Origin of the sequence: Aquihabitans sp. G128, assembly GCF_019048865.1 — a bacterium.
Classification (GTDB): domain Bacteria; phylum Actinomycetota; class Acidimicrobiia; order Acidimicrobiales; family Iamiaceae; genus Aquihabitans.
The window spans coordinates 1,519,403-1,531,447 of the sequence record NZ_CP077604.1; the positions used below are offsets into that span (position 1 = coordinate 1,519,403).

12 protein-coding genes are annotated in these 12,045 nt (G+C 73.7%); 6 read left to right on the top strand and 6 right to left on the bottom strand.

The window, feature by feature from the left end; genetic code table 11:
* The first annotated feature begins 41 nt into the window (after window positions 1-41).
* Entirely contained in the window at window positions 42-503 is a 462-nt protein-coding gene (locus KSP35_RS07185; protein WP_217000394.1) for a MaoC family dehydratase, read from the top strand.
* A gap of 54 nt (window positions 504-557) precedes the next feature.
* Here KSP35_RS07185 and KSP35_RS07190 read toward each other — a convergent pair whose 3' ends face one another.
* Window positions 558-1,343 carry a VIT family protein gene (locus tag KSP35_RS07190; RefSeq protein WP_217000396.1) on the bottom strand — a complete coding sequence of 262 codons (786 nt, stop codon included), beginning with the start codon at window positions 1,341-1,343 and terminating at the stop codon, window positions 558-560.
* Between the two features lie 169 nt (window positions 1,344-1,512).
* Between KSP35_RS07190 and KSP35_RS07195 the strand changes: the two genes are divergently transcribed.
* Window positions 1,513-3,087, top strand: coding sequence for an AMP-binding protein (locus KSP35_RS07195; RefSeq protein WP_217000398.1), 1,575 nt, complete (start codon window positions 1,513-1,515; stop codon window positions 3,085-3,087).
* Here the strand turns inward: KSP35_RS07195 and KSP35_RS07200 are convergent.
* Window positions 3,084-4,304, bottom strand: a complete 1,221-nt coding sequence (locus KSP35_RS07200; RefSeq protein ID WP_217000400.1) for a septum formation family protein — start codon at window positions 4,302-4,304, stop codon at window positions 3,084-3,086. The two genes, KSP35_RS07195 and KSP35_RS07200, sit on opposite strands and share 4 nt — an antisense overlap.
* Window positions 4,305-4,471: 167 nt before the next feature.
* On the opposite strand from KSP35_RS07200, the gene KSP35_RS07205 reads away from it, so the two are divergent.
* Window positions 4,472-6,100 (top strand): acyl-CoA synthetase, encoded by a 1,629-nt coding sequence (locus tag KSP35_RS07205; RefSeq protein WP_217000402.1) that lies wholly within the window; start codon window positions 4,472-4,474, stop codon window positions 6,098-6,100.
* A 281-nt stretch (window positions 6,101-6,381) separates the two neighbouring features.
* Here the strand turns inward: KSP35_RS07205 and KSP35_RS07210 are convergent, their stop codons facing one another.
* Window positions 6,382-7,023 (bottom strand): MBL fold metallo-hydrolase, encoded by a 642-nt coding sequence (locus KSP35_RS07210; RefSeq protein ID WP_217000404.1) that lies wholly within the window; start codon window positions 7,021-7,023, stop codon window positions 6,382-6,384.
* Entirely contained in the window at window positions 7,023-8,123 is a 1,101-nt protein-coding gene (locus KSP35_RS07215; protein ID WP_217000406.1) for an S-(hydroxymethyl)mycothiol dehydrogenase, read from the bottom strand. The genes KSP35_RS07210 and KSP35_RS07215 overlap by 1 nt, the downstream gene beginning before the upstream one ends.
* A gap of 198 nt (window positions 8,124-8,321) precedes the next feature.
* Here KSP35_RS07215 and KSP35_RS07220 point away from each other — a divergent pair, with 198 nt between their 5' ends.
* The 3 genes from KSP35_RS07220 to KSP35_RS07230 all read left to right on the top strand — a co-directional run bounded on the left by KSP35_RS07220 (window position 8,322) and on the right by KSP35_RS07230 (window position 9,720).
* Window positions 8,322-8,492 (top strand): (2Fe-2S)-binding protein, encoded by a 171-nt coding sequence (locus tag KSP35_RS07220; protein WP_217000408.1) that lies wholly within the window; start codon window positions 8,322-8,324, stop codon window positions 8,490-8,492.
* Window positions 8,493-8,660: 168 nt separating this feature from the next.
* Window positions 8,661-9,131, top strand: coding sequence for a bacterioferritin (bfr, locus tag KSP35_RS07225; protein WP_217000410.1), 471 nt, complete (start codon window positions 8,661-8,663; stop codon window positions 9,129-9,131).
* 7 nt (window positions 9,132-9,138) lie between these two features.
* Entirely contained in the window at window positions 9,139-9,720 is a 582-nt protein-coding gene (locus tag KSP35_RS07230; RefSeq protein WP_217000412.1) for a trans-aconitate 2-methyltransferase, read from the top strand.
* 17 nt (window positions 9,721-9,737) lie between these two features.
* Here the strand turns inward: KSP35_RS07230 and KSP35_RS07235 are convergent, their stop codons facing one another.
* Both KSP35_RS07235 and KSP35_RS07240 read right to left on the bottom strand, forming a co-directional pair.
* Window positions 9,738-10,517, bottom strand: coding sequence for a DUF1295 domain-containing protein (locus tag KSP35_RS07235; protein WP_254127027.1), 780 nt, complete (start codon window positions 10,515-10,517; stop codon window positions 9,738-9,740).
* 76 nt (window positions 10,518-10,593) lie between these two features.
* Entirely contained in the window at window positions 10,594-12,033 is a 1,440-nt protein-coding gene (locus KSP35_RS07240; RefSeq protein ID WP_217000416.1) for a GGDEF domain-containing protein, read from the bottom strand.
* Window positions 12,034-12,045 lie beyond the last annotated feature (12 nt).

Genomic DNA, 12,045 nt, shown 5'->3' on the forward strand with positions numbered 1-12,045 from the left:
CGCTGACGGACCGTCAGGTCACCCGTGCCACACTGGGCGCCATGACCACCGTTATCCAAGGCATCGCCGGCCTGAAGGACCTCGTCGGCACCCATCTCGGCTACTCCGACTACCTGGAGATCACCCAGGAGCGGGTGAACACGTTCGCGGAGGCCACCGGCGACCACCAGTGGATCCACGTCGACCCGGAGCGGGCCAAGGCCGAGAGCCCCTTCGGCGGGCCGATCGCCCACGGCTACCTGACCCTCTCGCTCGGTCCGGTCCTGGCGCCGCAGATCATGCGGGTCGAGGGCATCAAGATGGGCGTCAACTACGGCGCCGGCAAGGTCCGCTTCCCCTCCCCCGTGCCGGTGGGCGCCAAGCTCCGCCTCGGTGCCGAGCTCACCAACGTCGAGGACATCGGCGGCGGCGGTGCCCAGGTGTACATGACCTTCACCTTCGAGTGCGAGGGCGCCCCCAAGCCCTCCTGCGTCAGCGAGATCATCTTCCGCTACTACGAGTGAGGCCCCTGCGGGCGGCCGCCATCGCCGGGTCGACCGGTGGTGGCGGCCCGCTCGCTAGCTGACGGCGACGTCGAACAGCTGGCCGACGAGGTAGGCCACGAGCAGGGCGGCGGCCCCGCCGAGCAGCACCCGCAGCGCGGGGCGCAGGACCGGAGCGCCGCCGAGGCGAGCGCCCACCGCTCCCAAGCCGGCCAGGCCCACGAGGGCCGCCCCCACCACCGCCGCGATGCGGGCGGACCCGCCCACCGCCAGCACCACCAGGAGCGGCACCAGCGCGCCGATGGTGAAGCTCACCGCCGACGTGATCGCCGCCTCGAGCGGTCGGGCCAGGTCCTCCGGGTCGAGCCCGAGCTCGTCGCGAGCGTGGGCGGTGAGGGCGTCGTGGTCGGTGAGGGCTTCGGCCACGGTTCGAGCCAGGTCCTTGGGCAGGCCACGTCGCTCGTAGATGGTGCTGAGCTCGGCCAGCTCGGCGCGCGGCATGGTCAGCAGCTCCTCGGCCTCCACCTCGAGGTCGGCACGCTCGGCGTCGCGCTGGGAGGACACCGAGCTGTACTCGCCGATGGCCATCGAACCAGCGCCGGCCACGATGGACGCCACCCCGGTGGCGAGCAGGACCGGTCGCCCGGCCGAGGCCGAGGCCACGCCGACGAGGAGGCTGGCGGTGGAGAGGAGGCCGTCGTTGGCGCCCAGCACGCCGGCGCGCAGCCAGGAGGCCCGGTGGCCGACGTGCTCCTCGTGGTGGCGCACCCCCAGCTTGCGGCTGCCGCTCGGCGGCCGGGCCCGGAAGCGCGAGGCGGGGGCCGCAGCGGTGCTCGGGTCAGCGGTCGTCGGCGCGTCCATCCCCCCATCGTGGGGCCTCGAGCACCGGTTCGCACCCGCTGACGGCGAAGATCAGGCTCCCTGGTGGCCGTCGCGTCAGGCGACGTTGGCGCGCAGGCGTCAAGGAGCCTGAACGGAGCGGCCGGGCGGGTTTCCGGGCCGAGCGGGCCCACCGCTACCGTCGCGCCCAGTGGGCAGCTGGAACCTGGGGACCCTGTTCGAGATGGTCGCCGACGTCGTGGGCGACCGGGAGGCCGTCGTGGCCGACGGGACCCGGCTCCGCTACGCCCAGCTCGACGAGCGGGCGAACCAGCTCGCCCATGCGCTTCGCGACCTGGGGGTCGGGCCGGGCGACCACGTCGGGCTCCTCCTGCGCAACGGCCCCGAGTACCTCGAGGCGATGTTGGCCGCCTTCAAGCTCCGGGCGATCTCGGTGAACCTGAACACGCGCTACACCGCGGATGAGCTGCGCTACCTGCTGGCCGATGCCCTGCCGGTGGTCGTCATCCACGAGCCCGACCTGGCCGAGCGGCTCGGCGTGGCCACCGCCGAGCTCGGCCTCGATGCCCGCCTCCTCCCCCGCGGCAGCGACTACGAAGCTGCGCTCGCCGCTGCGCCGAGCCACCGCCCGGACGTCGTCCGCAGCGGCGACGACCGCTACGTGCTCTACACGGGGGGCACCACGGGGCTCCCCAAGGGCGTCGTGTGGCGCCACGAGGACCTGCTGTTCGCCGCGCTCGGCGGCGGGAGCTCCGGGGGCGACCCGGCGGACACCCCGTCTGACGTCGCCGAGCACGCGCGCCACGGCCGCTCGCGGTGCCTGCCGGCATCGCCGTTCACCCACGGGACCGCCCAGTGGATGGCCCTGACCACCCTGCTCGGCGGCGGCACCGTGCTCGTCGACGGCGGGCCGGCGTTCGCCGCCGACCGCCTCTGGACCTTCGCCGAGCAGGAGGGCGCCACGCTCCTGGCCATCGTCGGTGACGCGTTCGGGCGCCCGCTCGCCGACGCGCTGCGCGCCGAGCCGGATCGGTGGCAGCTCGACGAGCTCCTGGTGATCCTCTCGGGCGGCGCCGTGCTCTCGCCGGGGACCCGGCGGGAGCTGCTCGAGCAGCTCCCGTGGGCGGTCGTCGTCGACGGCTACGGCACCTCCGAGACGGGCGGGCAGGGCCAGATGCCGTCGTGGGCCGGGCAGGTGGCGACCTCGCTGCCCCGCTTCCACGTCGACGAGAACACGGCGGTGCTCGACGACGCCGGCCGGCCGGCCCCGCCCGGGAGCGGGCTCATCGGCCGCCTGGCCCGGCGGGGACGCATCCCCCTCGGCTACCACGGCGACCCGGCCGGCAGCGCCGAGACCTTCACCGAGCTCCACGGCCAGCGCTGGGCGGTGCCCGGCGACCTGGCCCGGGTCGAGGCCGACGGGTCGATCACGCTCCTCGGGCGAGGGTCGTCGTCCATCAACACCGGCGGGGAGAAGGTGTTCCCGGAGGAGGTCGAGATCGTGCTGAAGGACCACGCCGCCGTCTTCGACGCCGTGGTCGTCGGCGTGCCCGACGACCGCTTCGGCGAGCGGGTGGCTGCAGTGGTCCAGGGGCGGCCCGGCGTGGCCCTCGACCCGGACGACCTCGACCGCCACTGCCGCGGCCACCTGGCGCCGTTCAAGGTGCCGAGGCGGCTGGTGGTGGTCGACGAGCTCGCCCGCCGACCCTCGGGCAAGGCGGACCTCGCGTGGGCCCGCGAACAGGTCCAGGGACCGCCGGGCTAGCTCCCCAGCGGCTTCGTCCGGGCGGCTTCGACGACGCACGTCAGGTCGTGGTCGGCGTCGGCCCAGCCCGTGCGGGTGGGGTACTCGACGTGGGTCCTCGACCCCTTGGTCGCGTGGGCAGCCAGCTCGTCCGCGCAGCGCTCCCGGCCGATGGCCTTCAGGCGGTCGGGTCCGGGGTACGGGCTGTCGGCATCGTGGTCGACGGAGACGACCTGCACGACCTCGAACTCGTGCTCGCTGCCGCAGCTCGTGGAGCGCCCACCGACCTCCACCCGCTCGTCGGCGTCGTTGCCCTTCCCGGCCCCAGTGCGCTCCCAGCAGGTGTCGACGTCCTTGGCCGGCCGCTCCCAGCCGTTGTCCGCGATCAGCTGCACGCGCTGGTAGCCCCAGCGCAGCTCCTGCACCGACCGCAACCCGCCCAGGCCGACCGGCGCCTGCGCCGCAGGAGCCGAGCGGACCACCGTCCAGATGGCGCCGCCCAGCACGACGGCGCCGACGAGCCCCACGACGAGCGCACCGACCGCGATCGCCAACCCCGAACGCTGGTCGGGGTGGGTGGTGATGCGGTAGCGAGCTCGGTTGGCGGACCAGATGGCCACCACCAGCATCGCGGCGACGAGGATCCAGCCGACCAGCACCACCGCGGCGTTGGCGATGTTGTCGACGACCACCGCGGCGACGAGCGCCACCACGAGCGCGACGAGCGCGGGGCGGATGGCCGGGTCGAGGCGTCGGGGCGTGGCCGAGGCGATGGCTCGACGGCGCGACGGGCCGTTGCCGAGGGCGCTGGCCTCGCCGATGGCGAGCGTCGCGGCGTAGAAGCCGGGCGGAGCAGCCGGGCGGTCCCCTGCGGCATCCCCGTCGACGGCCGCCGCCGCCGGTGCGGGCTCCGATGGGGTGCTCGCCGCGCCCTCGGTCGGGGCCACGGCGACGGCCCCCGTCGCCCAGGGGGCGCCCCCGATGGCGCGCTCGCCGCCCTCGGACCCCGTGCCCCCGCCGCCGGCCGGCGACTCGCCGACCGGTGGCTCGCCGGACGTCGCCTCGACGCTCGGCGTCGGATCGGGCGCCTCGGCGGCCAACGCCGCTCGCAGCTCCTCCTCCTGGGCCGAGCTGAGGTCGGCCCCGGCCCACGCGGCGTCGATCGACAACAGGGCGCACCGCTCCAGGACCGCCGATGGCGGCACCCCGAGGTCCTTCGCCAGATCCGCGACGTTCATCGATCCCCTCCCCAAACACCCAGCCCGAGCCCCGCCGGGGCGGGACGGCACGAGTGTAGGTGTCGAGCCGACGCCGCTCAGGCCTCCTGCGGGCCGAGCGGCTCCGCCCGGCCGCGACCTCGGGCGCTAACGTCCTGACGCCCCGTCAGATCTCCAAGGAGCGGCCCATGGCCTTCAACCTCGCCCAGGTGAACGAAGCGGTTGCTGCGGCCAACCCCGACCGTCCGGCGGTGATCCACGGCGCCGGGCAGCTCACCTACCAGGAGCTCACGGACCGGACCCGGCGCTTCGCCCACGCCCTCGTCGGCCGGGGCTTCGGCACCCACCGGGAGCGCTCGGAGCTGGCCGGCCACGAGTCGGGCCAGGACCACCTGGCGATCTACCTGCACAACGGGCCGGAGTACATCGAGGCCATGCTCGGCGCCTTCAAGGCCCGGGTGGCACCGTTCAACGTCAACTACCGCTACGTCGCCGAGGAGCTGCGCTACCTGCTCGACAACGCCGGCACCCGCATCATCGTCTTCCACGAGGCCTTCGCGCCGACGCTCGCCGAGGTCCTTCCCGAGCTGCCCGACGTCGCCCTCCTGGTACAGGTGCCCGACGGGTCCGGCCACGACCTGCTGCCCGGCGCCGTCGCCTACGAGGACCTCCTCGCCGAGGGCTCCACCGAGCCGCTCGACCTGGCCTGGTCCCCCGACGACCTCTACATCCTCTACACCGGCGGCACCACCGGCATGCCCAAGGGCGTGCTCTGGCGCCAGCACGACATCTTCATCGGCGCCATGGGCGGCCGGCCCTTCGGCCAGAAGGAGGCGTTCACGTCGCTCGACGCCATCGTCGAGGCCTCTCGCAACGGCGGGGCCCGCATGATGTCGGTGGCGCCCCTGATGCACGGCGCCGCCCAGTGGGCCACGTTCACCGGGTTCACCGGCGGCAACACGCTCGTGTTCGTGAGCGATCCCACCCACCTCGACCCCGTCGACGTGTGGTCCACCGTCGAGCGGGAGAAGGTCCTCACCCTCCAGATCGTCGGCGACGCCATGGGCCGGCCGCTGGTCGACGAGCTCGAGCGCCACCCCTACGACCTGTCCGGCCTCCTGGCCCTCGTGAGCGGCGGCGCCGCCCTGGGCTCCACGCTGAAGGACCGGTTCCTCGAGGTGGTCCCCCACGCCGTCGTCCTCGACGCCGTCGGCTCGAGCGAGACCGGCGCCCAGATGGGCCACACCTCCGCGAAGGGCGCCACCTCCACCGGCACCTTCGACCCGGGCCCCGAGACCTCGGTGGTGAGCGCCGACCTGGCCCACGAGCTCGCCCCGGGGGCGGACGAGACCGGCTGGCTGGCCCAGCGCGGCCACGTCCCGCTCGGCTACCTCGGCGACGCCGCCAAGACCGCCGCCACCTTCCCCGTCATCGACGGCACCCGCTTCGCCGTCCCCGGCGACCGGGCCAACTGGCGCGCCGACGGCGTCATCGAGCTGCTGGGCCGCGACTCGGTCACCATCAACTCCGGCGGCGAGAAGATCTACGCGGAGGAGGTCGAGCAGGCCCTCGCCCACCACCCCGCCGTCTACGACGTCATCGTCGTCGGCCGCCCCAGCGAGCGCTGGGGCTCCGAGGTGGTCGCCATCGTCCAGCTCGCCGAGGGCGCCACCGTGACCGAGGAGGAGCTCCTCGCCGAGGCCCAACGCCACATCGCCCGCTACAAGCTCCCGAAGTCCTTCGTCTTCCGCCCCGAGCTCCAGCGCTCCCCGGCAGGCAAGGCCGACTACCGCTGGGCCAAGGAGCAAGCGCTCTAGGCCGCGCGCGGCGCGCAGGGTGCGAACGGACCAGCGCAACGAGGGGTGAGGAAGGACCCTGGCCCAGGCCCGCTCGCACCCAAGGCCCCGTGCAGCGAGCAACGGCGTTCGCCGAAGGCGAGCGGGCCCGAGCGGCCCGGGACGACGCGAAGCGAGTCCCGAGAGCGGAAGGGAGAGCGGACGATCGCCGACCCTCCAGCGACGAAGGAGCCGCACGACGAGCCAGCCGAGCTCCCGGCGAGGCCCGCCGGAGGCCGCCGGAGCGACCGGGATCGAAGGCGTCAGCCGTCGTCAGGGCCCGACCCGTCGAGCGCCGCGAGGACGCCGGCCCGCTCCGCGCCGACCGACGTGTCGTCACCGTGGCCGGTGTGCACGATGGTCTCGTCGGGGAGCACGAGCAGCCGGTCGGCGATGGAGCGGAGGATCACCGACTCGTCGCTGAACGAGCGACCGGTGGCCCCGGGGCCGCCGTTGAAGAGGGTGTCGCCGGAGAAGAGGACGCCGTCGGCGGCGTCGTACAGGCAGCACCCGCCCGGGCTGTGGCCCGGGGTGTGCAGCACCTCGAGGGTGGTGCCGCCCACCTCGATGCGCTGCCCGTCGGCCAGCGGTGCGTCGGCCGGACGGTCGGGGTTCACCACGTCCCAGAGCATGGTGTCGTCCGGATGGACCCAGATCGGCGCCCCGACGGCGTCGGCGAGCGCGGCGGCCACGTTGATGTGGTCGTTGTGGCCGTGGGTGCACACGACCGCCACCACCTCGCGCCCGGCGACGCCGGCGACGATGGGCTCGTGGTCGTGGGCGGCGTCGATGACCACCACCTGCTCGTCGTCCCCGACGATCCAGATGTTGTTGTCCACCTCGAAGTCCCCGCCGTCGAGCGAGAAGATCCCGCTGGTGACGACCTTGTCGATGCGCACCGCCATCAGCCCGCCACCCGGTCGCCGATGACCACGACGGAGCGCAGCACCTCGCCCCGCTCCATGCGGTGGAACGCCTCCTCGACGTCGTCGAGCGAGATGGTCTCGCTGACGAACCGGTCGAGGTCGAGCCGGCCCTGCAGGTAGAGGTCGATCAGCATCGGGAAGTCCCGGCTCGGCAGGCAGTCGCCGTACCAGGACGGCTTGAGCCGGCCCCCACGACCGAAGAAGTCGATCATCGGCAGCTCGATCTGCATCTCGGGGTTGGGCACGCCGACCTGGACGACGGTGCCGGCGAGGTCCCGGGCGTAGAAGGCCTGCTCGAACACCTTCGGGTTGCCGACGGCCTCGATGCACACGTCGGCGCCGTTGCCGTCGGTGAGCGCCTGGATGGCCTCGACCGGATCGACCTCCGAGGCCAGCACGGTGTGGGTGGCCCCGAAGGTCTTGGCCAGCTCCAGCTTCCCGGCGTCGAGGTCGACGGCGATGATCTTGGCGGCGCCCGCCAGGCGGGCCCCCATGATGGCGGCGTCGCCCACGCCCCCGCAGCCGAACACGGCGACGGAGTCCCCCCGTCCGACCTCGCCGGTGAACATGGCGGCTCCGAGGCCGGCCATGACCCCGCAGCCCAGCAGGCCGGCTGCCTCGGGCTTGGCCCGCGGGTCGACCTTGGTGGCCTGCCCGGCGGCCACCAGCGTCTTCTCGGCGAACGCGCCGATGCCCAGGGCCGGGGACAGGGCCTTGCCGTCGAGCGTCATCTTCTGCGTGGCGTTGTTGGTGGCGAAGCAGTACTCCGGCCGGCCGCGCCGGCAGGAGCGGCACTCGCCGCAGACCGCCCGCCAGTTCAGGACCACGAAGTCCCCCGGGGCCACCTCGGTGACGTCCGGTCCGACCGACTCGACGATGCCTGCGGCCTCGTGGCCGAGCAGGAACGGGAAGTCGTCGTTGATGCCGCCCTCGCGGTAGTGCAGGTCGGTGTGGCACACACCGCACGCCTGCACCTGCACCAGCACCTCGCCGGGGCCCGGGTCGGGGACCTCGATGAGCTCCACCGACACCGGCGCCCCCTTCGCCTTGGCCACCACGGCTCGGACCTGTTGCGGCATCGCTGGTTCCCCTTCGTTCGACGGTGCACGGACCGTACCCCCACCACCTGCGACCCGCGGACCGCTCCGGCGGACGTCGGCCGCCCGGGGCCGCCCTCACCCGTTCAGGTGGGTGTGCCGCCTACGGACACAGGTGTCGTTGACATCGCAGACCCGGTTAGGCAGACTTACCAACCGATGGTCGTCTGTCATTGCAACGTGGTGAGCGATCGGGAGATCCGAGCGGAGATCCTGACCGGGGCCCTGGATGCCGACGACGTCGCCGCGCGCTGCGACGCCGGCACCCGCTGCGGCGGCTGCCGCCCGGTCATCGATGCCCTCCTCGCCGAGGCCGGCGTCAGCATCCGCCGGGCCTTCGCCGCAGCCTGACCGGCTGCTCCGAGCCGACCGGCGCCCGGGCCACCACGCCCGCACCCGTCGTTCAGGGCCGCCCCCACCAGGGCATCCACCGCCCTGCACCCGCCGGGTCAAGCACCCCAACCACCGGGCCGGGTCGCTACGGTTCCGGGCGAAGCGAACGCCGTTGGAGGCAGAGACATGCAAGGTGACCCCGAGATCCTCGAGCTGTTGAACGAGGTGCTCACCGCCGAGCTCACGGCGATCAACCAGTACTTCATCCACGCCAAGATGCGGTCGAACTGGGGCTTCCCGAAGCTGGCGGCGGTGGCCCGGCGCGAGTCCATCGAGGAGATGGAGGACGCCGACAAGCTGATCGACCGGATCCTGTACCTCGACGGCACGCCCAACCTGCAGCGCTACAACCCCGTCCGCGTGGGCGAGACGGTGCCGGAGCAACTCGCGCTGGAGCTGCAGACCGAGACCGAGGCCATCGAGCGCTACAACCGTGGCGTCGCCCTGGCCGTGGCCAAGGGCGACAACGGCACCCGGGAGCTGCTCGAGCACCGCTTGGTCGACGAGGAGAGCCACGCCGACTGGCTCGAGGGCCAGCTCCACGTGATCGCCACCATCGGCGTCGAGAACTACCTGGCCCAGCAGATCCACGAGTGACCTGCGGGTGAGCGGTTCTCGCTGGACCGACGACCCCGGCGTCCCCCGCGGCGCCACCTACGACGCCGGCTTCGAGCGCCTCGCGGCGTCCGGGGCCGACGTGCACGGCGAGGCCACCCTCGTCGCCGCGCTGAGCCCGGGCCGGCGGGTGCTCGACGCCGGCTGCGGCACCGGCCGGGTGGCCATCGAGCTCGCCCGCCGGGGCTTCGCCGTCACCGGCGTCGACCTGGACCCGGCCATGCTCGCCGCCGCCCGGGAGAAGGCGCCGGACCTCGACTGGCACCAATCCGACCTGGCGGCGTTCCGGACCGACGAGCGCTACGACCTCGCGGTGCTCGCCGGGAACGTGCTGATCTTCGTCGACCCCGGCACGGAGGCCGCCGTCGTCGCCGCCACCGCGGCGACCCTGCAGCCACGGGGGCTGCTCGTGGCCGGCTTCACCGTGCGGGGCGACGGCTACGGCCCGGCCGACCTCGATCGAGACGCCGCGGCAGCCGGCCTCGCCCTGGTGGATCGCTGGTCGACCTGGGACCGCGGACCGTGGCACCCCGGCGACCGCTACCAGGTCTCGGTGCACGCCCGGACCTGAGCGGGCCCCGGGGGCGATCAGTCGGCCGGGACGGCCTTGGGCGGGCGGGGGAAGAAGGCGCTCGTCCGAGCGACGTACTCGGCGTAGCCCGGGCGACGCTTCCCGATGGTCTTCTCGAGCATGGCCACCCCCGACACCCGCAGCAGCAGGAACGACATCACCAGCGGGCCGATCACCCCGAAGCGGCCCGGGCCGGTCTCGGCGGCCACCAGGAAGATGCCCCACCAGACGCAGAAGTCGCCGAAGTAGTTGGGGTGCCGGGTCAACCGCCACAGGCCTTGGTCCATGACCTGGCCCTGGTTGGCGGGATCGGCCTTGAACCGGGCCAGCTGGGCGTCGCCCACCGCTTCGAAGAACAGCCCCACCAGCCAGAGCAGCACCCCGAGCGCCGCCAGCGGGCCGAGGCCGGCGGGACGGTCGGCCGAGACCGCGAGCTGGACGGGGAGCGACACCACCCACACCAGCACCCCCTGCAGGCCGAAGACGACGACCAGGCTGATGAGCCCGAACCGCTCGCCGTACCTCTTGCGCATGGCCTGGTAGCGGTAGTCCTCGCCGTGGCCGAGGTTGCGACGGGCGAGGTAGCCGCTCAGCCGCAGCCCCCAGACCGCCACCATCACCAGCAACAGGACCCGACGGGCTCCGACGCCGTCGGCGAGCGCCGCCACGGCTGCGGTCACCACCACGAAGGCTGCGCCCCAGATGATGTCGACGATCGATGCGTCGTGCACGAGGAGGCTCACCACCCAGGTGAGCACCATCAACCCGGCCACGACCCCTGCAGCGACGATCAGCACAGCCGGCCCCCTACCCTCGCCCCACCCGATCGGACCACCCGACCGCGCGGCGAGCGTACCCATGCCGGGCCCGGCGTCAGCGGGGCGGCGGGCCGCCGGCGAGCGGGCGCGACGAGCGCCAGGCGTCGCGCCCGTCGCGCTTGGCCTGGTACATGGCCAGGTCCGCGCGGTGCAGCAGGGTCGGCCGGTCGGCGTACCGGGCTCCCTGCGCCACGCCCACCGAGAGCGTGGCGGCGAGCGGATGCCCGTCGACCACGACCGGGGACCGGCCGGCCACCACGATCGCCTCGGCCAGGGTGGTGCCGTCGCCCACCTCCGGCGCCGTCGCCACCACGACGAACTCGTCCCCGCCCGGCCGGGCGACGGTGCCGTGCGACCCGACCAGGTCGACCAGGCGGCGGGCGACGGCCTCGAGGACCTCGTCGCCCACCCGGTGGCCGTGCGCATCGTTGACGCCCTTGAAGTCGTCGACGTCGACGACCAGGACCACCACGGGGCCCTGCCCGAGCGAGCGGTCGAGCCCGTCGAGCATGGCCCGGCGGTTGACCAGGCCCGTCAGGTCGTCTCGCTCGATGAGGTCGCGGATCTCGGCCTCCTTGGCGGCCTGGTCCGTGACGTCGCGGCACACCCAGACCGTGATCTCCGACCCGGGCCCGGTGCGGCCCTCGACCTCGAGGACGCGCTCGGAGCCGTCGCGTCGCAGGACCTCGACGTGGGCCGGCGCACCCACCTCGAGCGCTGCCGCCCCAGCACCGAGGAGGGAGGCCAGCGTCTCGCCGCGGATCTCCTCGACGGGTCGGCGCAGCAGCGCGGCCGCGGCGCGGTTCGTGCGCACGATGTGGGGCCCGGTGGTGACCAGGACCCCGTCGGACATGGTCTCGAAGGCCAGCGCCAGCTCGGCGGCCCGGGCGTCGAGCTCGGCCCCGGTCCGCACCAGGCGCAGCAGCGATCGTCGCCGGTCGACGTAGATCGCCCCCATGGCCACCAGCAGGAGGCCCAGCATCCACACCCGACCGTTCCAGGCCGAGGCCTCGTCGGACAGCCCCACCCAGGTGGGCCCGACCCACAGCGAGGCGGACAGGCTGAGGAACGACAGGGGCAGGGCGGCGAGGATCGTGGCCGCCGTCGTCCACCAGACCACGGTGGCCACCAACACGACGCCGAGCAGCACCGCATCGTCCCGGGGCGCCACGAAGATCCAGAAGGCCGACACCCACGCCCCGAGGGCGAAGGACAGCCCGGCGAACACCAGGGCCGAGCGACCCCGGGGGTCGATGGCCGCCCCGTCGACCTGGTTGGCCCGGCTGACGGTGTGGCGGACGGCCACCACCGCGACCGACGCCAGGGTCCAGATCGCCCAACGCTCGCGGGACACCTCGCCGTAGACCGCCAGCCCGAGGAACACCAGCACGGCGAGCGTGCCGAGGTCGCCGAGCACCGAGTACGGCGTCAGCCCGGCCAGCAGCGGCGACCGTGCGGTCGGGTCCCGGGGTAGCGCCGCCTGCTGCTGGTCCACGTCGGTCCCCGG